The 21,966-nt window shown below is 64.4% G+C and carries 21 protein-coding genes; 11 read left to right on the top strand and 10 right to left on the bottom strand.

The features are described from left to right. Position 1: 1 nt before the first annotated feature. Together E3T51_RS06950 and dut are read right to left on the bottom strand one after the other, a co-directional pair. Complete coding sequence (locus tag E3T51_RS06950) at positions 2-592, bottom strand: DUF3710 domain-containing protein (protein WP_104192875.1); 591 nt, start codon at positions 590-592, stop codon at positions 2-4. Between the two features lie 35 nt (positions 593-627). After that, positions 628-1,137, bottom strand: coding sequence for a dUTP diphosphatase (gene dut, locus E3T51_RS06945; protein WP_134529048.1), 510 nt, complete (start codon positions 1,135-1,137; stop codon positions 628-630). Between the two features lie 38 nt (positions 1,138-1,175). Here dut and E3T51_RS06940 point away from each other — a divergent pair, with 38 nt between their 5' ends. Further along, positions 1,176-1,628, top strand: a complete 453-nt coding sequence (locus tag E3T51_RS06940; protein WP_134529046.1) for a DUF3093 domain-containing protein — start codon at positions 1,176-1,178, stop codon at positions 1,626-1,628. 4 nt (positions 1,629-1,632) lie between these two features. Here E3T51_RS06940 and E3T51_RS06935 read toward each other — a convergent pair whose 3' ends face one another. Beyond that, positions 1,633-1,926 (bottom strand): DUF4193 domain-containing protein, encoded by a 294-nt coding sequence (locus E3T51_RS06935; RefSeq protein WP_092112645.1) that lies wholly within the window; start codon positions 1,924-1,926, stop codon positions 1,633-1,635. Between the two features lie 200 nt (positions 1,927-2,126). On the opposite strand from E3T51_RS06935, the gene sepH reads away from it, so the two are divergent. Then, positions 2,127-3,287 carry a septation protein SepH gene (sepH, locus tag E3T51_RS06930; protein ID WP_134529044.1) on the top strand — a complete coding sequence of 387 codons (1,161 nt, stop codon included), beginning with the start codon at positions 2,127-2,129 and terminating at the stop codon, positions 3,285-3,287. Positions 3,288-3,299: 12 nt separating this feature from the next. Here the strand turns inward: sepH and E3T51_RS06925 are convergent, their stop codons facing one another. Further along, positions 3,300-3,986, bottom strand: coding sequence for a response regulator (locus E3T51_RS06925; RefSeq protein WP_134529042.1), 687 nt, complete (start codon positions 3,984-3,986; stop codon positions 3,300-3,302). Next, on the bottom strand, positions 3,979-5,658 hold the full coding sequence (locus E3T51_RS06920) for a sensor histidine kinase (RefSeq protein ID WP_241989209.1): 1,680 nt from the start codon (positions 5,656-5,658) through the stop codon (positions 3,979-3,981). The genes E3T51_RS06925 and E3T51_RS06920 overlap by 8 nt, the downstream gene beginning before the upstream one ends. A gap of 195 nt (positions 5,659-5,853) precedes the next feature. Between E3T51_RS06920 and E3T51_RS06915 the strand changes: the two genes are divergently transcribed. The 5 genes from E3T51_RS06915 to E3T51_RS06895 are packed head-to-tail and all read left to right on the top strand — an operon-like array spanning position 5,854 to position 11,321. Beyond that, positions 5,854-6,873 carry a Bug family tripartite tricarboxylate transporter substrate binding protein gene (locus E3T51_RS06915; protein ID WP_134529040.1) on the top strand — a complete coding sequence of 340 codons (1,020 nt, stop codon included), beginning with the start codon at positions 5,854-5,856 and terminating at the stop codon, positions 6,871-6,873. A gap of 2 nt (positions 6,874-6,875) precedes the next feature. Next, the gene (locus tag E3T51_RS06910) at positions 6,876-7,403 is read left to right on the top strand and encodes a tripartite tricarboxylate transporter TctB family protein (protein WP_134529038.1); all 528 of its coding nucleotides are present in this window, start codon (positions 6,876-6,878) and stop codon (positions 7,401-7,403) included. After that, positions 7,403-9,058: a tripartite tricarboxylate transporter permease gene (locus E3T51_RS06905; RefSeq protein ID WP_134529036.1), complete on the top strand. Its 1,656-nt coding sequence runs from the start codon at positions 7,403-7,405 to the stop codon at positions 9,056-9,058. Before E3T51_RS06910 ends, E3T51_RS06905 begins: the two co-directional genes overlap by 1 nt. 51 nt (positions 9,059-9,109) lie before the next feature. Beyond that, positions 9,110-10,249 (top strand): winged helix DNA-binding domain-containing protein, encoded by a 1,140-nt coding sequence (locus E3T51_RS06900; protein ID WP_134529034.1) that lies wholly within the window; start codon positions 9,110-9,112, stop codon positions 10,247-10,249. Positions 10,250-10,277: 28 nt separating this feature from the next. Then, positions 10,278-11,321 (top strand): FUSC family protein, encoded by a 1,044-nt coding sequence (locus E3T51_RS06895; protein WP_104192835.1) that lies wholly within the window; start codon positions 10,278-10,280, stop codon positions 11,319-11,321. Between the two features lie 96 nt (positions 11,322-11,417). On the opposite strand, the gene E3T51_RS06890 is transcribed toward E3T51_RS06895, so the two are convergent. Both E3T51_RS06890 and E3T51_RS06885 read right to left on the bottom strand, forming a co-directional pair. Further along, positions 11,418-12,179, bottom strand: a complete 762-nt coding sequence (locus E3T51_RS06890; RefSeq protein ID WP_134529032.1) for an amino acid ABC transporter ATP-binding protein — start codon at positions 12,177-12,179, stop codon at positions 11,418-11,420. After that, complete coding sequence (locus E3T51_RS06885; RefSeq protein ID WP_134529420.1) at positions 12,176-13,624, bottom strand: amino acid ABC transporter substrate-binding protein/permease; 1,449 nt, start codon at positions 13,622-13,624, stop codon at positions 12,176-12,178. Before E3T51_RS06885 ends, E3T51_RS06890 begins: the two co-directional genes overlap by 4 nt. Positions 13,625-13,801: 177 nt before the next feature. On the opposite strand from E3T51_RS06885, the gene E3T51_RS06880 reads away from it, so the two are divergent. Both E3T51_RS06880 and E3T51_RS06875 read left to right on the top strand, forming a co-directional pair. Beyond that, positions 13,802-14,755, top strand: a complete 954-nt coding sequence (locus E3T51_RS06880; protein ID WP_134529030.1) for a LysR family transcriptional regulator — start codon at positions 13,802-13,804, stop codon at positions 14,753-14,755. Between the two features lie 223 nt (positions 14,756-14,978). After that, a complete protein-coding gene (locus E3T51_RS06875) occupies positions 14,979-16,019 on the top strand; it encodes an FUSC family protein (RefSeq protein ID WP_134529028.1) in 1,041 nt (346 codons plus the stop codon). Here the strand turns inward: E3T51_RS06875 and E3T51_RS06870 are convergent. The 3 genes from E3T51_RS06870 to E3T51_RS06860 all read right to left on the bottom strand — a co-directional run bounded on the left by E3T51_RS06870 (position 16,016) and on the right by E3T51_RS06860 (position 20,389). After that, positions 16,016-17,053, bottom strand: a complete 1,038-nt coding sequence (locus E3T51_RS06870) for a nitronate monooxygenase (protein ID WP_134529026.1) — start codon at positions 17,051-17,053, stop codon at positions 16,016-16,018. The genes E3T51_RS06875 and E3T51_RS06870 overlap by 4 nt on opposite strands. A gap of 152 nt (positions 17,054-17,205) precedes the next feature. Next, positions 17,206-19,677 (bottom strand): hypothetical protein, encoded by a 2,472-nt coding sequence (locus E3T51_RS06865; RefSeq protein WP_134529024.1) that lies wholly within the window; start codon positions 19,675-19,677, stop codon positions 17,206-17,208. Between the two features lie 151 nt (positions 19,678-19,828). Next, positions 19,829-20,389 carry a YceI family protein gene (locus E3T51_RS06860; protein WP_134529022.1) on the bottom strand — a complete coding sequence of 187 codons (561 nt, stop codon included), beginning with the start codon at positions 20,387-20,389 and terminating at the stop codon, positions 19,829-19,831. A 190-nt stretch (positions 20,390-20,579) separates the two neighbouring features. Between E3T51_RS06860 and E3T51_RS06855 the strand changes: the two genes are divergently transcribed. Next, positions 20,580-21,398, top strand: a complete 819-nt coding sequence (locus E3T51_RS06855; protein ID WP_241989208.1) for an oxygenase MpaB family protein — start codon at positions 20,580-20,582, stop codon at positions 21,396-21,398. A 7-nt stretch (positions 21,399-21,405) separates the two neighbouring features. Continuing rightward, positions 21,406-21,894, top strand: coding sequence for an Lrp/AsnC family transcriptional regulator (locus E3T51_RS06850; RefSeq protein ID WP_104192843.1), 489 nt, complete (start codon positions 21,406-21,408; stop codon positions 21,892-21,894). Positions 21,895-21,966 lie beyond the last annotated feature (72 nt).

Below are 21,966 nucleotides of genomic sequence, written 5' to 3'. Positions count from 1 at the left end.
TTTAGACTGCGGTGGGCTCGGTCGCGCCAGCGGGGGTGGCCGGCATACGCAGTGGAATCAGATCACGCGGCGGCATCGGCGTGGACCCGCGCACGACCACGATGCTGCGGAAGAGGTCTTCGATCTGCGCGGCAGCCTCTGGGTCGATTGCCCCCTCGCCGGCGATGACTCCGCGCAGGAACCAGCGCGGGCCATCGACGCCGATGAAGCGTGCAAGGCGCGTGACGCCGCCGGCTTCCTGTCCGGCCGCAACGGGGATCTCGGCGACGAGTTCGGGGCCGAACGGGCCTTCTCGCGGAGTTGTGGTCCCACCCTGCTTGCCGATCTGGTCGGCGATCTGATCGCGAATTTCATGCCACAGGCCGCTCGAGCGCGGCGCGGCGAACGGCTGCACTTGCAGGGTTGATCCGGCGAAGTCAAGGCCGATGGCCACCACGCGCTTACTTCCCTCTTCAATTTCGAGGCGCAGGTGCAGCCCCTCCCGCGGGAGGATCTTGATACCACCGAGATCCACATACGGACGTACCGGGTTGGCCTCTGACTCGTCGAGCGGGCCCTCGGTCTCGCGGTCTTCGGGCGCCGACTTCGGCATCGGCTCGGGGATCTCCCCAGGCTTCGTGAGGTCACTCACTGGTTGTCTCCTGACTGTGGGACCGTACGGCCCGATACTGGTGCACTGGTGTGAGTGCTCGCTGCCGTGCGGGGCACAACACCGGTCGAGCCGAAACCGTCCTCACCGCGCTGGCTGCCCGGCAGCTTGTCGACGGCAATGAACGTGGCCCGAACGACGGGCATCACGATGAGTTGGGCGATGCGATCGCCGACAGCGATCGTAAACGATTCATACAGATCGGTGTTCAGCAAGGTCACCTTGATTTCACCGCGGTAGCCGGCATCCACTGTGCCGGGAGAGTTTACGATCGTGATGCCATATTTGACGGCCAGACCGCTTCGAGGAACAACGAAGGCCGCAAAGCCATCGGGAAGGGCGATCGACACGCCGGTACCGACAAGTGCACGGGTTCCCGGGGCCAGCACGTGCGCCTCGGCCGCGTGCAGGTCCGCCCCGGCATCACCGGGGTGTGCGTAGTTGGGGAGGATGGATGCCTGGATCAGTACTTCGACGCTTTCTGCCACGTGTCGAGGGTAGTGCAGATATCTGATCGAATAGAGCCATGCCTGAATACCGTGAAAAACTGTGGCCCAACGTCTGGGCCTTCATCGTTACCGCCCTGGTGATACCAGCGAGCATTCTCGTGCTCGTGCCGATTTCCCTGTTTGCGGGGATCGTCACGGCCGCGGTTTTGTACGGCGGATGCGTGCTACTGCTCGTGCTGGCCGCGCCGGTCGTGCGCGTGCAGGACGGCGTTTTGACCGCGGGACCCGCCACGATCTCTACCGCGCTGCTCGGCGAAGCAACGGCATATGAAAAGTCGGAAGCCACGCAGGAGCGTGGGCCCCGCCTGGACGCCCGAGCCTGGCTGCTCATTCGCGGCTGGATCGACCCGGTCGTGCGCGTGCCCATCGCCGATGCGACCGACCCGGCGCCGTACTGGGTTATTTCCACCCGTCACCCAAGAAAGTTGGCCGCCGCGATCAATGAATCGCGAACGGCCAACGTGGAGTGAAGGTTTAGGAGTCGCACTCCAGGCAGACGGTGCCGAGCTTGGTCTCGTGTCCCATCTGCGAGCGGTGCTTCACGAGGAAGCAATTCACGCAGGTGAATTCGTCGGCCTGCGCGGGCAGGACGACGACATCGAGATCCAGGTCGGACAGGTCGGCGCCCGGAAGGTCGAACCCACCGGGGTTGTCGGAGTCGTCGACATCAACGCTGCCGGACATCTTGTCTGGCACACGTTCCTTGAGAGCCTCGATCGACTCAGAGTCGTCTTCAGTCTTTCGGGGTGCGTCGTAATCGGTTGCCATGCCCATCCATTTCAGTTACGCCGAAAAACGAAATCGGCGGCCACAGTTTCCAACAATCCAGACGGAATAGCAAACCGCCCGCCAACCTTTTTATTCGGACACGAAGAAACAACTTGCGGCACGCCCGGCGTATTCCCGCAAAAAGGCACCAACCCGTGGCAGTCTTGCAGCCAACGGTAATCGCGAGAGGGCTTGTCTTCATGCAGGAATTGAAGGTTATTGGGGTTGAGAACGGTGCGCTGCTCGCAGCGTCCGAAGATGGCGATCGATATCGCATCGCCATTGACGAGGTTCTTCAGTCCCGGCTTCGCCAAACCCAGACGGAACGCGTCAACGCTCCCAAGCTGTCCCCGCGGGAAGTTCAGGCGCACATTCGCTCCGGCATGTCCGCCGAGGACGTCGCTGCGGTCACCGGGGCATCGCTCGAGTACGTGCGCCGCTTCGAAGGCCCGGTCGTGGCCGAGCGGGAGTACATCGTATCCTCGGCGCTGAGTGTTCCGGTGCACACCGCCATCGACCCCGATCCGATCGACGAGAACGTCAACTTCGGCAGTGTCATTCGCGAACGGCTCGCCTCACTCGGTGCTACCGGTGAACGCTGGGCGAGCTGGAAAGAGCCCGGCGGCGGCTGGATTGTCAAGCTGTCGTTCACGGCCGACGAGATCGACCACGACGCCCGCTGGGGCTTTGAACCGAAGAAGAACTCGCTGTCGCCGGTCGGCAGCGAAGCTGTCGCGCTGTCGCAGCAGGGAGAGCTCAAGGGTTCGTTGATCCCGCGCCTGCGTGCCGTCGGCTCGGAGACGAGCGCCGCCGACGTGTCACGATTCGACAGTAACGCCTTTAACTTCAAGGAATCCCTCGCCGACGAAATCCTGAACGACACCAGCCCCAACCTCGAAGCCGTGCCGCACTCGCGCTCGCTGAGCCGGGACGATGCGGTGTCGAAAGCGGCCATCAAGCGTGCTGCAGAGCCGGCCTCGAACATGAGCGAAACGGCCGACCTTCTGGAATCCTTGCGTCGACGACGCGGCGAACGCGAGGCGGCGTCGAGCGCGGATGCGTCTGCGTCTGCGTCTGCGTCTGCGTCTGCGGCCAAGCCGATGGCATCCGCTTCGGTGTCGACGCCCACGCAGTCGTTGCGACCCCGACCGGCGACGTCGAACGACGCCACGGTCACCGATGAGTCCAGTGCGGCGCCAGCCACCACCCCCGAGCCAACCGGTAACGTTTGGGCCAACCAGGCGGCCCGCGCCCAGGAACGCACGAACCACGGTCGTACTGCGCCCAAACGCGGCCGGGCATCCATGCCGAGCTGGGATGAGATCGTGTTCGGGGCTCGCACCGACGACGACTTGGGCTAGAAAGCGCGGAGGCTAGCCGGCGAGCCAGGCGTAGCGCCGTTGCGGGCGGCCGGTCTGGCCGTAGCGCAGGCTGACGGCTGCCTGCCCCGTGGCGACGTAGTATTCCAGATATTTGCGGGCCACCACCCGGGACAGGCCGAGCAGTTCGGCGCACTCCGACGCAGCCAGGTCGGGTTCGCTGCCGAGCAAGGCCGCTGCGGCCAGCGCAGCCGTCTCCTTGCTGAGACCTTTCGGCAGTGTGGAGATTGCTCCCGTTGGTAGTACGGCCGAGGCACGTCCGATCACCCGGTCAAGGTCGCTCTGACTGAGGTCGCCGGTGCGGCCGAGCAGTCGTCGTCTTTCGGCGTAGCCCGCCAGCCGGGACTGCAACTCGGTGATCTTGAACGGTTTAAGCAGGTAGCTCACAATGCCACCCTGTAGCGCCGCGGTGACCATTTCTGCCTCGCGGGCGGCACTGAGCACGAGAAAGTCCACATCACGCCCCGCCTCTCGCGCGCGGCGGATCACGTCGAGGCCGGTCATATCGGGCAGGTACATGTCGAGAAGCACGAGCTGCGGGGCCTTGTCGGCAATCTGGGCGAGCGCGTCAAGACCGCACGCAGCAACGCCGACCACGGTAAAACCATCCTGCTGATCTACGACGCGTTCGTGGGCGCGCGCCACCATGAAATCGTCGTCGACGACGAGGACGTCACACATGGGTCTGCTCCTTCTCCTCGGCTGACCGGGCCGCATCGATCGGGAGCACGGCCTCAAACACGGCCCCGTTCTCCGCCCGGTAGTCGACCGATCCCCCGCGACGCATCGCCACGAGGCGCACAATGGCGAGTCCGTAACCGTGAGCGTCGGTATCGCCGAGCGTCGATTTGCTCGTCACACCCACCTCGAACACCCGGTCGATGAGCGCGATATCGAGGCCAGGTCCGGAATCACTCACCGTCACCCGCACGGCACCAAGGATCATTTGCACGTCGAGGCGCACACTGCGTTCCGGGGCTCCGGTGACGGCGTCGAGGGCGTTGTCGACCAGGTTTCCGATCACCGTGACGAGGTCGGCGGAGAGGACAGCGTCGACCCGGGCCAGGGTTGACTCGGCCGAGAGTACGAGCGTGGCACCGCGTTCGCGGGCGAGCGAGGTCTTGGCGATTACGAGCGCGGCTACCGCTGGCTCCTGGAGGCGGGTGAGCACCGAGTTGTCGAGGTCGGTGCGGTCGCGCGTGACGGCGTCGACGTATTCGACCGCCGCTGCGGTATCGCCGAGCTGCATGAGCATTGAAATGGTGTGCAGCCGGTTGGCGAACTCGTGGGTTTGGGCGCGCAACGTATCAGTAGCCTGGCGGCTGCTGCCGAGATCGTGCTGCAGGGTGACCAGTTCGGTGCGATCGCGCAGGGTCGTTACGACCTCGGGCCGCGACCGGGGCGGGTGGATGAGTGTCTGGTTGAGCACGAGCAGCACCCCCCGATTCACGAATACTGTATCAATGCCGCCGACCTCCTGTTGGCGCAGCGCCCGCACCGCCTCCTCATCGAGGCCGACCGCGTCGATCGCCCGGCCTTCCGCGTCAGCGGGCAAACCGAGCAGGGTGCGCGCACTGTCATTGGCGAGCGTGATGAGTCCGTCGCTGTCGACGGAGATCACCCCTTCCCTGATGCCGTGGATCATCGCCTCCCGATGCTCGACCAGCCGACCGATCTGTTCCGGCTCGAGGCCCAGGGTCTGCCGTTTCACCCGGGCCGCCAGCAGCAGCGATCCCACGACGCCGAGCACCCCGGCCACCCCGAGGTACGTGAGCAGGTTCGGCGCCGCGTCCTTGAGGAGTTCGGCTACGGCCGGGAGCTGGCGGGCGGCGACCACCGAACCCACGACCTCTCCGGAGTTGGACAGCACCGGCACCTGAGCGACAACGTAGTCGTTCGCGCCGATCGGGGCAGCGCCGGCCCAGGCGGCATCAGATTCGTTCGACGTGGCATCGATGGCCAGGTCGGTCGTGAGCAGCCGTGGATCAGCCGGTGAGGCGATGATTCGGCCGTCCGCATCCGTCACGATCAGCTGGTCGACCCCGGTTGTGGTGCGGAGCGCCTCAACCGGAACGGAGTATTGCTGGGGCACCGCCGCAGTGTCGAGCAGGCTGCGCACGAGCGGGTTGCCAGCGGTGTATTCGGCGACCGTCAGCATGCGTCGCTGGGCGCCGCTTTCGAAGCCGCTGCGGGTCTGCTCGATCGAAATGGCCGTCACAGCGACGAGAACGAGGGCGATCAGGCTCAACTGGAAGAGCAACAGCTGGCGGGTCAGGCTCAGGCGGCTCGAACGGATGCCCGACCCGCGCGAGCGCGCCACCGGTAGCGGTGGCTGGGCCTCGCGTTCTAGCATCAGGTTCCTCCGGTCGGCTCTGGCCATAAGAGATACTCCCTCATCGTGGGGCCAAACCGAAATTGTCCACATAGTGCGGAGCAACCGCAAACTACACAACGTTCACTAGAGTCACAAGTTGTGCCCGGCCGACCCACCACGCAGGATGAACTCGGCCAGCAAAGAGGCTTGCCAGAAATCGAAGAGGATTTGAGCATGCCAATCACAGCACGCACCACGCGCACGCGCCGTACTTCGGGCACCGTCTTTCTCGCCGGTGCCGTCGCACTTGCCCTCACCGCTTGCGGAGTCACGAGCGCCACGACCACCGAGGCCACCGACGAGGGCCCGATCCAAAACCTCCAGGTGATGATTCCCAACGCTCCCGGCAGTGGCTACGACGTCACCGGTCGCGCCGCGGTCAAGGTAATGGACGACCTCGGGCTGGCCTCCGGCACCGAGGTCACCAACCTGGCCGGCGCGGGCGGAACCGTCGGCCTCGCCCGCACCCTCACCGAGACCGGCAACGCCAACTTCATGCTCATGATGGGGCTCGGCGTCGTCGGTGCCGCGTACACCAACGAGGGCGATGCCAAGGTTGCGGACGCGACCCCGATCGCCGGGCTCATCGAAGAAGCGGGCGCCATCTTCGTCGCTGCCGACTCTCCCTACGAGACCATCGATGATCTCGTCACCGCGTGGAAGGCCGACCCGGCCAACTTCGCCGTCGGCGGCGGCTCCTCTCCGGGCGGTCCAGACCACCTGCTGCCGATGCAGCTCGCCGATGCCGTCGGCATCGACCCCACGACGGTTAACTACATCGCCTATGACGGCGGCGGCGAATTGCTGCCGGCCATTCTCGGCGGCAAGCTGGCGTTCGGAGCCTCCGGCTACGGTGAATTCCTCGAACAGGTGAAGTCCGGCGACCTGCGCGTGCTGGCCGTTACAAGCGAGGAGCGGGTGCCCGTCGTCGACGCACCCACCCTGACCGAAGAAGGCATCGACCTGGTCTTCACCAACTGGCGCGGTCTCCTGGCTGCACCGGGTCTGACCGATGCCGAGATCGCTCGCCTCGTCGATGCCGTGAGCGTTATGCACGACAGCCCGGAATGGAAGCGCGTCCTCGAGGACAACAGCTGGACTGATGCCTTCATCACCGGCGACGATTTCAGCACCTTCCTCACCGAGCAGGACACCCGCGTGGCCGACGTGCTGAAAACTCTGGGCCTGGTCTAACCATGACCGCCCCCAGTACAGGAGTAGCCCCCGGGCTGCGCGCCCGACTCCAGGGTCGCTCCGAGCTCGGCGTCGCCGCCCTGCTCGCGGTGATCGCGATCGTTATCGCGGTCGATACCGCGAACATCCGTCACACCGCCATCAACGTCGGCGTGATGGGACCGCGGGTCGTTCCCACGATCATCGCGATCGGCCTGGGCCTGTGTGCGATCGCCCTGGCGATCTCTGTGCTGCGGGGCGGCCACGCCGAGGCCGAAGACGGCGAGGACATTGACTTGACGCAAAAGGCCCACTGGCCGACCGTCTTCGGCCTCGGCGGCCTGATTTTCGTGTTTGCCCTCACGATGGACTTTCTCGGCTTCGTGATCGGCAGCGCGCTGCTGTTCTACGGTTCCGCACTACTGCTCGGCTCAAAGCGCTTCATCTGGGCGCTCGTGATCGGCATTCTTTTGGCCGTTGGCACGTTCTACGGCTTCGTACTGGGCCTCGGCATTAATCTGCCAGCTGGCCTATTGACGGGAATTCTCTAATGGAAAACCTCACCCTGCTGATGGAGGGGTTCAGCAACGCGCTGACCCTGCAAAACCTGCTGTTCGCCCTCATCGGTGTACTGCTCGGCACCGCCGTCGGCGTGCTGCCCGGTATCGGCCCGGCCATGACCGTTGCCCTGCTGCTGCCGCTCACGTATGCGCTGGACGTGACGGGGTCGCTGATCATGTTCGCCGGTATCTACTACGGCGGCATGTATGGCGGGTCGACGACCTCGATTCTGCTCAATACCCCTGGCGAATCCTCCTCGGTCGTCACGGCACTCGAGGGCAACAAGATGGCCAAGGCCGGCCGCGGCGCCCAGGCGCTCGCGACCGCCGCAATCGGCTCCTTCGTGGCCGGCACCCTCGCCACCGGCGCCCTCGTCTTCGTCGCCCCCTTCATCGTGGCGATCGCGATTGGGCTGGGGGCTCCGTCGTACTTCGCGATGATGGTCTTCGCCTTCGTCGCCGTGAGCGCAGTGCTTGGCTCGAGCCGTATTCGAGGTCTCGCCTCGCTGTTCATCGGGCTGACCATCGGACTCGTGGGGCTCGATGGCACGACTGGGCAAGCACGGCTGACCTTCGGCCAACCGCTTCTTTCCGGTGGTATCGACGTCGTCGTCATCGCCGTGGCCTTGTTCGCAGTCGGTGAAGCCCTGTGGATCGCCGCCCACCTGCGTCACGGAACACCACCGACGATCCCGGTCGGCGTGCCGTGGATGGGCAAGGACGACTGGAAGCGCTCGTGGAAGCCGTGGCTACGGGGCACGGTCATCGGTTTTCCGTTCGGGGCCATCCCGGCCGGCGGCGCCGAGATTCCCACATTTCTGTCGTACGTGACAGAAAAGAAGCTGTCGAAGCATCCCGAGCAGTTCGGGCACGGTGCCATCGAGGGCGTAGCCGGACCGGAAGCAGCCAACAACGCTTCCGCCGCTGGAACGCTGGTGCCGCTCCTGACCCTCGGTCTGCCCACCACGGCAACCGCCGCCGTGATGATCGCCGCATTCAACCAGTACAACATCCCTCCGGGTCCGATGCTGTTTCAGAACGAACCTGTACTGGTCTGGACGCTAATCGCGAGCCTATTTATCGGTAATGCCCTGCTGCTGGCGCTCAATCTGCCGCTCGCCCCGCTCTGGGCGAAACTGCTGCGCATTCCGCGGCCCTACCTCTACGCCGGTATTCTGTTCTTCGCCACGCTCGGCGCCTACTCGGCCGGTATGCAGACCTTCAACATCGGTATTCTGCTCCTTCTCGGTGCCCTCGGCTACATGGCCAGGCGCTTCGGGTTTCCGGTGCTGCCGATCATCGTCGGGGCCATCCTCGGCCCGGAGATGGAACGCCAGCTGCGCCGCGCGCTGCAGATCAGTGCTGGCGACCCGGCTGCACTGCTGAGCGAACCGCTCGCGGTCGTCGTGTACAGCGTGATCGTGTTGTTCCTGGCCGGTCCGCCCATCGTCAAGGCGCTGCTTCTTCGGTTCGGCCGCGGCGGACCTACCGACGGCCCCCCGGCCGGCGGCGGCACGGACGGCACCGACGGCTTCCGCGAGGATGAGTCGACCGTGCAGTTCGATGCCTTCGGAACCCAGACCTCGGATGGTAGTGCCCGCGTGATCCGCGTGATCCGGCCCAAAGTCGGGCGGCGCGGAAGATAGCAGATCGGTTGGGTGAGTCACGCCCGGCGCGGGAGTCGGCATACTGGTGTCATGCCAGCTGCCGCCTCCCGCGCCGATGTCGTGCGCCTGCGCCTCTTGGCCCAGGGGCTGGCCGGGGTCGCGCTCCCCGGTGCGGTCGCCGTCGCCGAGCGGATGCTCGCGGTGCAGGCCCAGGACTACCCCGCGGCGCAGTGGGCCCTCGGGGTGCGCTCCCCCGGCACGACGCTCCATGACGTGCAGGCCGTCATTTCGGCCGGCGAGATCGTACGGTCCTGGCCGATGCGCGGCACACTGCATTTCGTTCCGGCCCGCGAACTGGGCTGGATGCAGAATCTCACGACACCGCGGCTGCTTGCGAAAACCCGAACGATCAACGAGCGACTCGGCCTCGGTCCAGTCGTGCTGGCGCGAGCCCGCGAAGCTGCGATCGCCGCCCTGACCGGACAGAAACAGCTCAGCCGCGCCGAATTCATGGCCATGCTGCGAGCGACGGATATATCGACAGAGGGCCAGCGTGGGTATCACATGATCGCGCATCTCGCCCGTACCGGAACCCTGTGCTGGGGGCGGCAGGTCGGTACGCAGCAGGGACTCGTTCTGCTCGACGAATGGGTGCCCAACCCTCGTCGGCTCGAGCGCGACGAAGCGCTCGGCGAGTTCGTCTACCGGTACTTTCTCGGCCATGGGCCCGCGACACTGGTCGATTTTGCCTGGTGGTCGCAGCTCACCCTCGCCGACGCGAAAACAGGCTTGACCGTGGCGCGGAACCGTCTGACCGAGATGCAGGTCGACGGCGCTGCCTACTTCATGGCCGACGAAACAGCGGATGCGCTACCCCCGCGCACGCCGGTGCTCGCGCTGCCCGGGTTTGACGAGTACCTGCTCGGGTATCGCGATCGCAGCCACGTGATCTCCTCTGACGAGCTGGTTCGGGTCGTGCCCGGACTAAACGGTATCTTCCTGCCGCTCGTGGTCACGGATGGTCGCGTCGTCGGAACGTGGCGCAAGACGATCGCGGCGTCCGGCCTGACCACCGAGGCCGCCCTGTTCGAGGACCCGGCCACGGCCGCCGCCCGCACTCGGGCGACGAAAACCCGGCGGGGCTTCGGCCGGGCCGTGCAGGATTATGCCCGGTTTCTCGGCGTGCCAAATCGGCAGACCGTGAAAGCGGATGCGCCGGCATCCACTTGACGTACCCGGCACGGGTTAGCCTTGACCGGTGAAACTAACCTCGGCCCTGCGCGTCCCCAAACGACTCCCGCTGCTGCAGGTCGTCAAGGTGGCCGTCGCCGTCGCCCTGGCCTGGGTCGCCTCCCAGCTGCTGCTACCGAGCGACCTGCCGATCTTTGCTGCGATCGCGGCCCTGCTCGTGGTGCAGCCGAGCGTCAACCAGACCCTCGGGCGAGCAATCGAACGCACCGCGGGCGTCATCGGCGGTGTCATCATCGCTTCCACGATCGGTTTCTTCCTCGGCGAGTCCAGCTGGGTCGTGCTCGGCACGATTATGGTCAGCCTGCTCGTTGCGTGGGCGCTGCGCCTGTCCCCCTCCTCGGCGAGTCAGATTCCCATCAGCGCCATGCTCGTACTCGCCCTCGGTGCCACGACACCCGGGTACGCCCTCGATCGTATCTTCGAGACGTTCATCGGGGCGGGAATCGCCCTCGTCATCAACGCCCTCATCGTTCCCCCGGTATTGATTGCGCCCGCCCGCGACGCCGTCGGGCTGCTGGCCCGAGAGCTCGCCGACACCTTCGACCGCATTGCGCAGGCGCTGCGCACCCCGCAGAGCCCGATCGACCTGATGGAATTGATGATCAAGGCCCGGCTGCTGCGCCCCATGCTCGCGTCGGCAGAGAAGGCCATCGCGCAGGCCGAGGAAAGCCTCATGCTCAACCCTCGCAAGGCCAAGCTGCGCCTGGCCCTCGATGCCGACCACGACATGATCGAGCGACTGCCGACTCTCGTGACCCGCGCAATCGGCATGACTCGTGCCCTGCACGACCACTACGACCCCTCCCTGCAGTTCGAGCCGACCGTTCAGGCTTTCTCCCGGGAACTAGCCCGGGCTGCACACGACCTGGCCCTACTCGCCCGCGCCGACGACGACCCGACGTCCTTACCGGAGCCGGCCGCGCCCGACGTGCTCGCCCTGACCGCGCCGCTGCGGATCGTGACGCCGCACCCTGACCACTGGATTTTGATCGGATCGCTGATGGAAGACCTGCGCCGGGTGCGCGAGGAGATCGTCGGCGACCGCGCCTGATCTCCCGGCCCAGAAACGGATGCTCCGCGGGCCTCGGGCGCAGAATCCGCCGGAGAGGTGCGCTCCATTTCGGTGCGCGGTCCAGCCACTACGGAGCTACAGCACCTTGGAGAGGAAGTCCCGTGTACGTTCCTGTTGCGGGTTGCCGAACAGCTCGGCCGGGGTGCCCTCTTCGACGATGACGCCGTCGGCCATGAAGATGACCCGGTCAGCGACTTCGCGGGCGAAACCCATTTCGTGGGTGACCACGACCATGGTCATGCCCTCGGCGGCGAGATCACGGATGACCTGCAGCACTTCGCCGACCATCTCCGGGTCGAGGGCGCTCGTGGCCTCGTCGAAGAGCATGATGTCGGGGTTCACTGCGAGAGACCGGGCGATCGCAACGCGCTGCTTTTGGCCGCCGGAGAGCTGGGCAGGTCGGGCATCCGCTTTGTCGGCGAGACCCACCCGGTCGAGCAGCTTGACGGCGGTGGCGCGGGCATCCGCCTTGGATTCCTTCTTCAACTCAACCGGAGCCAACATGATGTTCTGCAACACCGTCATGTGCGGAAACAGGTTGAAGTGCTGAAAGACCATGCCGATGTGCTGTCGCACCTCGTTGAGGTCGACCGTTTTGTCGCCGAGGTCGAAGCCATCGACGATGATCGTGCCGGCGCTGAGCTCGTCAAGCTTATTCAGGCAGCGCAGAAAGGTTGACTTGCCCGAGCCCGACGGGCCAATGACACAGACGACCTCGCCCTCGATGATCTCGACGTCGAGGCCTTTGAGCACCTCGTTGGAGCCGAACGACTTGCGGAGGCCCCTGACACTAATTTTACTGCCGGCGCTCGCGGTGTTGTTGGCGCTGGTGCTCATTTGTTGAACCTCTTGTCGAGCTGGTTGGAGAGCATGGTGAGCAGGTTGATGACGATGAAGTAAAGCGCCGCCACGATCAGCAGGGTCTCACCGGTGCGAAAGTTCGACGCGTAAATCTGCTGGCCCTGATAGGTGAGTTCGGCGAAGCCGATCACCGCGAGCAGCGAGGTATCTTTCAGGGTCATCACGAACTGGTTGATGAACGACGGCGTCATGATCTTCACAGCCTGCGGCAGCACCACACGGCGCATGGTCGTGACATAGCCGAGGCCAAGGCTGCGGCCGGCTTCGGTTTGGCCCGGATCGACCGACTGGATGCCGCCGCGCACGATCTCGGTCATGTAGGCGCCCGCGTTCAGGCTCAGGGTGAGCACACCGGCGGTGAGTACGTCGATTGACTGCCCGGTGAGCTGGGGCAGCCCAAAGTAGAAGAAGAACGCCTGCACGAGCAGCGGGGTGCCCCGAAAGATACTCACGTAGACGCTCGCCAGGCCGCGCAGCACGCGACTCTCGGAGACCTTGAAGAAACCGAACAGCACGCCGAGCACGAGGGCGATCACAATCGACAGGGCGGTCGCCAGCAGCGTCAGCCCGAGGCCCTTCATGAGGGCCGGCAGGCTGTCGCTGAGCAGGCCGAAGAAGCTCGTATCCTTGGACACTGCGGGGGCGTCGAGATAGGTATCGAGAATTTCCTGATATTCGCCGCCGCTCTTCAGCTCGGCCAGGCCGGTGTTGAAGGCAGCAAGCAGTTCGGGGTTCTGGCCCTTGTTGACAGCGAAACCGTAGGAGCTGCCCTGTTCCTTCTCGGTGACGGACTTGAGGCCGTTGTTCTGGTTGATGCCGTAGGCGAGCACGGGATAGTCGTCGAAGACCGCGACGGAGTTACCGGCTTTGACGTCGTCGTACATCGTGGCCGAGTCGGCGAGGGCCTTGACCGTGAAGTTGTACTCGTTCTTGATCGAGTTGGCGAAGGTCTCGCCCTCGCTGCCGCGTTTGGCGACGACGGTTTCGCCGGCCAGGTCGGCGTACTCGGTGATCTCGGTGTTGCCCTCGGCGACGGCCATTTGCACGCCGGAGTCGAAGTACGGGTCGGAGAAGTCGAACACGAGCTTGCGCTCGTCGGTGATCGACATGCCAGCGATGACGCCGTCCACCTGGTTGGACTGCAACGCCTGCAGCGCCGCATCGAAGCCGAGCGATTTGATCTCTACGGTGAAGCCTTGATTGGCGGCGATGCCCCGAATCAGGTCCATATCGATACCGGTCAACTCACCGTCTTCGCGGTACTCGAACGGCGCAAAGGTGGTGTCGGTGCCGATGACGTACGTTTCGCCGGTGACAGCGGTGCTGGGCTGGCTGGCTGCTGCGGCACTGACGCCGAGCACTCCACCGGTGAGGGCGAGCAGTGCCGTGACGGCGACCGTGAGCTTTCCCGTCCGGAACATATTCAATTTGCGCAAAGGAGAACCATTTCTTGTCGTGCGGTCTGCTCGGCCTGGCGGCCGGTGGTGTGTTTCGCGCCGATCGACGCTGATCTACCGGAGGGCGGTGACTGCACACCCTGTCGAATGAGCCTACCTTGGGGTGCACGCGCAATAATCACCACGATTGAAGGAGCGACTGTGCGGTTTCGCCAGCTCGAATATTTTGTCGCCGTGGCCCGGGAACGACATTTCGCTCGTGCCGCGGCCGCATGTCACGTTTCCCAACCCGCCCTCTCCGCTGCGATCAGCCGGCTGGAGCAGGAACTCAATGTTTCTCTGATCAATCGTGGTCATGCCTTTGAGGGTCTGACTCCGGAGGGCGAACGCCTGGTCATTTGGGCCAAACGTATCCTGGCCGAGCATGACGCGTTCAAGGCTGAAGTTCAGGCCGTGCAGTCCGGAGTGACCGGCATCTTACGGCTGGGTGTTGTACCGAGTGCCTCGACGACGGTCGCCCTGGCCGTTGCCGCGTTCTGTGCTGCGCATCCGTTGGCCAGGGTGCAAATCAAGTCGGACCTCTCCGCGGTCGAAATCGTTCGACGACTGCGCAATTTTGAACTGGACGCCGGCGTCACCTACCTCGATGAGGTTGCCGACCCGCGGCTCGTTTTCGTGCCCCTGTACGAGGAACGCTACGTTCTCATCGCGTCCGACGAACTCATTCCAGACATCCCCGAAACGATGACCTGGCTCCAGGCGTCCCAGCTCCCCCTCGCTGTCTTGACGGCGGAAATGCGCAGCAGACAAGTGATCGACGATGCCTTCAGCCGGACCCAGATTCATATGGTGCCACAGGTCGAGACGGATTCGATCGCGTCCCTCCACGCGCACATGAAGACGGGCCGATGGGCCAGCATCGTGCCCCATTCGTGGCTACAAACCATTACGCCGTCATCGCGCACGCGCGTCGTGCCACTCGTTGATCCCGTCGCGACCGCGCGTGTCGCTGCGGCGATCAGCGCGGCATCGCCTGGTTCGGTGACTGCGCGAGCGTTCGCGGCCGTTGCCGCGCGGCTTTCCCTGGGGGAGCTGTTCGATCGGGGCCTTCCGCCGGTTGCGCCCGAAGCTCCTGCGACACCGATGACTGATTGATAACGTGCGGTTATCGGCTGGTCAACTTCGAGTCTTGGACAGGCCGGGCACAGGGGCACAGACTGGTACGACCGCTGTAGTTGAGCGTGGAACCAGCCAACCGGAGGCACCGAGAGCGCCCGTTGGCCCCAGCCAAATGATGGACCCGATGATGACCAGGTAACCGGGTTCTGTTTTCGACGCTGCGTCGCCATTATTCTGATTGAAAGGCCGTGACACCCCCGTGCGCCCGACGCTGTCGTATATTCGCGCGCTCATCAGTGTCGGACCCGCGGTCAATGATCACTGGCCAGCCCTTCGCGTGGGCCTCGGGGTCACTGTCCCGGTTCTGGTCCTGTTGATCTCCGGCCATCCGGAGTTGAGCATATATGCCGTCTTTGGCGCTTTCACGGGAATGTACGGCCGTGGTGAAACCCATCAGCTGCGGCTGGTGCATCAGGCCCAGGCCGCGGCAGTACTGCTGACCGGGGTGACCATCGGGGTGGCGCTGTCCATCACCCACATCGAGGTCTGGGCGTTGGTCGCCATCGAGGCCTCCCTGGCCGGGCTGGGTTCACTCGTGGCCGACAAGATACAGCTCAGACCAGCCGGGCCTTTCTTCGGTATTTTCGCGCTGGGAGCCTGCGCGTCGATCCCGACGGTCGTTGGGCTCTGGACTGCCGCGCTGATCTGCGCCGCATCCGCAGTCTTTTCCCTAATCGTCGGGTTTGCTGGCTGGTTTCGAGGCCGCGCCTGGGACTCAACGGCGAGACGCTCTCGCGAACCTCTCTCCCGGCCATGGCTCTCGAAGGCAGGCGTGCACGCGACCCGCTATGCCGTCGCTGTCGCAGCCGCCGGGGTTCTCGGTCTCGCGTTCGGGATCGGCCACGCCTATTGGGCTATGGCCGCAGCGGCCGTTCCCCTCGCCGGTGCCGATCTTCCCAGCCGAGTGCAGCGTGGCGTCCATCGAATATTCGGCACCTTTGCCGGTCTGGGCCTGACGGCGGGTATTCTGCTTCTCCATCCCAGTACGACCGTGCTGGTCATCCTCGTCATGGTCTTGCAGTTCCCGACTGAACTATTCATGGCGCGCCACTACGGTCTCGCACTCACGTTTTTCACGCCCGTCATACTGCTCATGACCCAACTCGCCAGCCCGATCGACCCGATATCTCTGCTCACTGACCGCGGATGGGAAACTCTTCTTGGTGCCGTGGTCGGGATCGCCGTCGTTCTGCTCATCCGCGACCGGCGTCCACGAGGATTTGTGCGCCAACTCGGCTAACGCCAAGCGGCCGCGGCCGTTGCACCGGCCCAGAGGGACGCAAGAACGGACTGGGCCGGGCCAGCAGCCGCCGCGCGAAAGCCTGTCCCGGCCCAGAGGGCGAGCCCGTCGGGGTCGCCACGGCGGGCGGCATCCGCTCGCAGGCCCGTGGTGAGGTGATGCACCTGGGGATACTCGTGGGGCACGCTCGAATCGTGAGCCGTGACGAAGGCATTTCGCAAGGCACGCGCCGGGCGACCGGAGAAGGCCCTGGTGATGACGGTCTCGGCGAATCGCCCATCGACCAGGGCGTTTTGGTGGGCCGGGTTCGCGCCCGACTCGTCGGTACGGAGAAGGGCAGTACCGAGCTGTACGGCGCCCGCGCCGTTGGCGAGCAACGAGGCGATCTGTCCGCCCGAGTGGATGCCGCCCGCCACGATCAGCGGCAGCCTCACCACCTCGCGAATCTCGATCAGCAGCTCCCCCAGGGCAAGGGTGCCCGGTTCGCCCTGCGTGGTGAAGGTCCCCCGGTGCCCGCCAGCCTCCGGCCCCTGCACGCAGAGTGCGTCGACGCCACGGTCGACCGCCTGCAGGGCTTCGGGCACCGAAGTGACCGTAGCGATCAGGAATGAGCCGGCCGCGTGCATGCGCTCTACGGCGTCTCGTGGGGGCAGGCCGAAGGTGAACGAAACAACCGGAACCTTCTGAGCGATGACGACGGCCACCTTATCGGCGAACCAGTCGTCGTCGGTCTCGTCGATTTCGCCGAATGTGGCCGCCGGATTCTCGCGGGCGAGCACGTCGCGATAGGACAGGGCGGCTGCGCGATCACTCAGAGCCGGCTGAGGAATGAACAGGTTGACGCCGAAGGGGCGCTCGGTGCGCTGCTGCACGTCGACGATCTGGTCGGCCAGGGCCTGCGGGGTCTTGTAGCCGCCAGCCAAAAAGCCCAGTCCGCCCGCGTCGCTGACGGCTACCGTCAGGTTTGGAGTCGAGGCGCCGCCGGCCATCGGTGCCGCGACGATTGGAATGTGCAGGTCAGATAGAGAAAACACGAAGACTCCTTACCGAAGTGGAGTGGTCATCTAACCGCTGGAAGCATGCTCTAAAACAAACATTCTGTTTATTCCGGGCGGCGAACCCCACAAGGGTACCTTCGCACAGATGAAGGCCCGGTGTCCGGCAACTCATGACCCCGGATCGAGGGCTACGTGACCTTGGGCGTTGCACCGCTCTTCTTCACTGCGCTCAGGTAGCCGGCCTGACTGGCGGTGACAGTGACGGTCATGCGGTAATTTCGGTCCATCGAGGTGAGCGCGTAGGTCGCCGCTGTAGCTCCCGGCACGGGCGTTGCCCCGCGGAACCATTGGTAGCTCAGGGCCGCAGCGGGAGTCCACACGCCGGGCACCGCAACGAGTTGCTGGCCAACCCTGGGCACTCCGCTGATGCTGGGAATCGGGCCGACCAATTTGCCCGGCCCAACCGGTACCGTCGCGGCGCTGGTCGTGCTGATGGAACGGTACCCCACCTTCGTTCCCGTCACCGTCACCGTAATCCTGCCGCCCAAGTCGGCCGCGGTCACCTCGTATGTGCTGGATGTGGCGGCGACTACCGGCGCCCCATTGCGATTCCACTGCACGGTGAGGTCGACGGGAGCCGGTCGCCAGACACCGGTCGATAGGCCGAGAGTTTTACCCACAGTGGTTGCGCCGACGATCTCGGGGACGGGCGTCTCGGACAGCACGCCGATCGCGATGAGAACAGGGCTACTCGACCGGGTGGTCGCGGAGTAGCCGGTCTTCGTACCCGTGACGGTCACGCTGACGCTCTCGCCCGCCTCGGCGCCGGACAGCTGGAATTTGATACCGGTCGCACCGACAATAGCGGCGCCGTTACGTTTCCACTGATAGCTCAGGTCAACGACACCTGGCCCCCAGCGACCGGGAACGGCAGTCAGTTGGAAGCCGACCTGGGGCGTGCCCGTGATCTTCGGCGTCGGAGCGAGTGCCAAGCTCGGTGCCCGCAGCGGTTCCCCCACGACAAATGGCGACAGTGACGACGTCGTTCCGCACACACGGCCATAGGACTGTTGGCTCGTGATGTCCTGCCACGCGCCGGCCACGAAGTGGTACAGGTGCTGGCTAAGGGCTTGCTCAGTGGTCAGGGTCGATGCGTCAAAAGACAAACAGACCAGGATGTTGCCGCTGTAGCCCGCCGTGGTCTCCAGATTCAGGTACACCGGCGGGTCAGTCAGCGTGCTAAATCCAGTCGGCGCCGGCCCGGTCGGAGTGAGGACGGAGGAGGTGATGCCGTCGGACGTTATCGAGTCGAAGGTCAGGGCGGCGTACGGATATGCCGGCGTGTACAGGTCGACCAGCACATCCGCTCCGACCGGGCTACTGCCCGCCCGGGGCAGCCCAATCGTGAACATTCCCAGCCCTGTCGCATATCCACAGAGAATCCCCTCCCTGTTACCCAGCGAAATCTCCTGCCAGCGTCCGCCCTCAAAGTGAAAGAGACGGTTTCCGTCGGCGAACAGGCTTCGCAAGTACTGGACACACACCAGAACGCGACCGGTAAAGGTGGCCGTCGTCGTGAGTTCAATGAAGGCTGGTGTGGTGACAGTGTCGAAGATAGTTGAGGCTGGTCCGATCATTGACTCGGTGACGGCGGTGTTCCCGGAGGATGTGACGGTATCGAATTCAACGCGAATCGGGGGATTTAGCGCATCTTGACCGGACGGCGCGAGGCTCACCAAAGAACCCACCGCGGTGATTCCCGCTGGCGGTTCACCGAGCATCACGGGCTCGAACGATGTGGTTCTTCCACAAGTAGACGTGCCTTGGGAACTCGTGATGTCGTTCCACACGCCCAATTCGAACTGGTACATCCGCGAACGGTAGGCGGTTTCCAGTTCCCTCACGCTCGGGGTGAAATAGGGATTCCAGAATTGCAGGTCCAAGGGATCGATACAGAACCGGAACTGCCCTGAAAATTCAGCGGTCGTGGCGAAGGCATAATAGCTGCTGCGCTGGTCGAAGGCGATTGGCGCCGGCTGTGAAACCGGGTGCGAAACCGTGGTGATTCCGGGCGTCGTGACGCTGTCGAAAATCACGAGCGGACTACTGCTGGCTCCGGTGGGGTAGCTGCTCGGATTGACAAATACGTTAGTACCAATCGGCGTGTCACCCTTGAGCGTGCCGCCCACGGCGAAGGGGCCGTCGAGGCTGGCGACTTCGCCGCAGTAGTTTCCCGGCGGATAACCAAGTTCTTGCCACTGACCATTGACGAACTGCCAGATCATGTCTCGACTGAACATTTGATCGGGAACGTCATAATCGATATGTTGAATGCAGATAGTGATGGGGCCGCTGGTGATCGCCGTGGTCGCGGGGTAGAAAAAGTAGGGCGTGTCGAGGGCGAGCGTAAACCCGACGGGAGCCGGGCCGGTCGTGGACGTGGTCACTGAAGTGACTCCGGCTTCGAGAACGGAGTTGAAGAGCAGGTAGACGCCCTTGTTACCGTTCGGGTCGGTCGGCCGTACCTCGATATTGCTACCCACCGGGGTGGGCACCAGCGCATCGGCGTGAGCGGCCGTGACGACTCCCCCGAACACCAAGCTCAGGGCGGCAGTCACCGCGAGCGAAAAAAGAATCAGATGACGACGACGTTGAATCATGTGAGGCTCGGTTTCAGGAGTGGGGAGTACTACGGAGCGAAAACCGCAGTGATCATAGCACCGGGGGCATTTTCTATCCCAAAATTTGCGGCTTGGCTGCAAACGAAACAGGGCCCCACCGAGGTGGGGCCCTGGCCGAACAGACTACGGGCTACGCGTTGAGCGCGGCCTGCAGTTCAAGCGTGATGGTGACCTTGTCTCCGAGCAGCATGCCGCCGGTTTCGAGGGCGGCGTTGTAGGTGAGGCCGAAGTCTTCGCGGTTGACCTCGGTCTTGGCCGTGGCGCCGAACTTGTAGTTACCGTAGGGGTCTCCACCGAAGCCACCGAATTCGAGCTCGAACGTGGCCGGCTTGGTGACGCCCTTGATGGTGATGTTGCCGTCGACGAGGTAGTCGCCCTTGACCTCGCGCACACCGGTCGACGCGAAGTCGATGGTCGGGTACGTTTCGGCGTCGAAGAAGTCTCCGGTGCGGAGGTGACCGTCGCGGTTGGACTCGTTGGTGTTGATCGAGACGACCTTGGCCGTGGCCGTAACGCTCGTCTCGAGAGGGTTCTCGCCGGTCACGAAGGTGGCGTCGAAGTCTTCGAAGGTGCCCTTGACCTTGCTGATGACGATGTGGCGAATGCTGAAGCTCACCGAGCTGTGGGTCTTGTCAATGGTCCAGGTTCCGGCCTTGTAGCCGGGGATGCTCGTTACGGTGGTCTCGCTCATAGAGTTTCTCCTCAAGTACGTGGGCCCAGAATTGTCGCCCTCGGATATATGCAAGCGCATAGAAGACGTTCGTATTCCCGGGGAGACAAATATTCATCGGCCCTCTTCGGGGTTCAGCCGGGCCTAAACTCAGGCCGACCGAATAGGCTCACCCTGTCATTGGGTTCTGCGTGTTTATTGGGAGGCAGCTGTGAGCGCACGTCCACCGAGCATGCAGGGGGTGGCGGGCGAGGGAATCCTGATCGCCGCGGGTGGCCGCGCCATCCTGCTGCAGTTGGCGAATCCGGCCATCGGACACGGCGTCGCCGACCACAGCAATTTCGCCGCTCGGCCGCTCGACCGACTGAACGGCACGCTGAGCTTTGTCTATGCCACCGTCTTCGGAACGGCTGACCTCGCCGCTGCGATGGCCGCGCGGGTCAACCATGCGCATGTTCCCGTGCATTCAACCGGCACGACTCCCCGGTACAACGCGTTCACCCCCGAGCTGCAGCTCTGGGTCGCCGCAACGCTGTACGACTCTGCTACCCACTTGCACGCACTCATCTACGGCCCGCTCGACGAGGCAACGGCCGACGCCGTCTACCTCGAATACTCCCGGCTCGGCACCTCCCTGCAGGTGCCGCCGGAACTGTGGCCGACAGACCGCGTCGCGTTTCGCCAGTACTGGGATGAGCAACTGCAACTGCTGAGAACGGATGCCGTCACGCGCGCGGTCGCGCACGAGCTGTTGCACTCGCGCCCCGCTCCGTTCTGGTACCGAGCTGCCCTTCCGCTGGCCCGCCTGATGACGGCCGGACTGCTGCCGCCCCACGTTCGGGTACTTTTCGACCTCCCTTGGTCAGAACAGCACCAGCGGCGCTTCGATCGGGCGCTGCACAGCATCCGGTTCATCTATCCTCGCCTGCCGCGCGCACTTCGCCACTGGCCCAAGAATCACTACCTGCGCGTGCTTCGCAAATCCCACCTGCGCCGATCCACTGCATCCGCGCCGGCACCGGTACTGTAAGAGTCCAATGACGCAGCCGCAGCCGCCCCACCCCGGACTCGACGGCGTTGATCGCCAGATCATCGCCGAGCTCAGCCGGGACGCCAGACTCTCCATGCGCCAGCTGGCCCTGCAGGTGCACATCTCGCGCACCGCAGCGCACACCCGAGTGCAGAAGCTCATCAGCCATGGCGTGATCACCGGGTTCGGCGCCCAGACCGACCGCAAGGCCCTCGGCCTGCACGTGTCGGCTCTCGTCATCGTGAAGATCGCTGACGTGGCCTGGGGTGAAATTGCCGCGCAACTCGCCGAACTCCCATTTGTCGAGAAGGCGCAGGCAGTGAGCGGGGACATCGACATTATTCTCACCGTGAGCGCTCCCGACCACGAACAGCTCAGCCAGGCCATTCTGCGCGATATCCACACCATGCCCGGGGTAATCTCGACCCGGTCGCACCTAATTCTCGACGAGATCCTCGGGCACGCGCCCGGTACCACTCCGGACGCTTGGCACTGAAAAGCTTCTCAGTACGGCCGTTTGGTTGCCGTCTGGCATTTGCCCGGCCAATCGTTCACAACTGCAAAAAAC

The sequence above is a fragment of the Cryobacterium serini genome, assembly GCF_004404025.1.
Classification (GTDB): Bacteria; Actinomycetota; Actinomycetes; order Actinomycetales; family Microbacteriaceae; genus Cryobacterium; species Cryobacterium serini.
The sequence above is the reverse complement of the archived record's forward strand: the minus strand, read 5'-3'. Positions and strand labels throughout refer to the sequence as shown.

Coding starts and splice junctions, on each gene's coding strand:
- E3T51_RS06950 (WP_104192875.1), bottom strand. CDS start 592: ATGCCGAAGTCGGCGCCCGAAGACCGCGAGACCGAGGGCCCGCTCGAC.
- E3T51_RS06940 (WP_134529046.1), top strand. CDS start 1,176: ATGCCTGAATACCGTGAAAAACTGTGGCCCAACGTCTGGGCCTTCATC.
- E3T51_RS06935 (WP_092112645.1), bottom strand. CDS start 1,926: ATGGCAACCGATTACGACGCACCCCGAAAGACTGAAGACGACTCTGAG.
- sepH (WP_134529044.1), top strand. CDS start 2,127: ATGCAGGAATTGAAGGTTATTGGGGTTGAGAACGGTGCGCTGCTCGCA.
- E3T51_RS06925 (WP_134529042.1), bottom strand. CDS start 3,986: ATGTGTGACGTCCTCGTCGTCGACGACGATTTCATGGTGGCGCGCGCC.
- E3T51_RS06920 (WP_241989209.1), bottom strand. CDS start 5,658: ATGCTAGAACGCGAGGCCCAGCCACCGCTACCGGTGGCGCGCTCGCGC.
- E3T51_RS06915 (WP_134529040.1), top strand. CDS start 5,854: ATGCCAATCACAGCACGCACCACGCGCACGCGCCGTACTTCGGGCACC.
- E3T51_RS06910 (WP_134529038.1), top strand. CDS start 6,876: ATGACCGCCCCCAGTACAGGAGTAGCCCCCGGGCTGCGCGCCCGACTC.
- E3T51_RS06905 (WP_134529036.1), top strand. CDS start 7,403: ATGGAAAACCTCACCCTGCTGATGGAGGGGTTCAGCAACGCGCTGACC.
- E3T51_RS06900 (WP_134529034.1), top strand. CDS start 9,110: ATGCCAGCTGCCGCCTCCCGCGCCGATGTCGTGCGCCTGCGCCTCTTG.
- E3T51_RS06890 (WP_134529032.1), bottom strand. CDS start 12,179: ATGAGCACCAGCGCCAACAACACCGCGAGCGCCGGCAGTAAAATTAGT.
- E3T51_RS06885 (WP_134529420.1), bottom strand. CDS start 13,624: ATGTTCCGGACGGGAAAGCTCACGGTCGCCGTCACGGCACTGCTCGCC.
- E3T51_RS06865 (WP_134529024.1), bottom strand. CDS start 19,677: ATGATTCAACGTCGTCGTCATCTGATTCTTTTTTCGCTCGCGGTGACT.
- E3T51_RS06860 (WP_134529022.1), bottom strand. CDS start 20,389: ATGAGCGAGACCACCGTAACGAGCATCCCCGGCTACAAGGCCGGAACC.
- E3T51_RS06850 (WP_104192843.1), top strand. CDS start 21,406: ATGACGCAGCCGCAGCCGCCCCACCCCGGACTCGACGGCGTTGATCGC.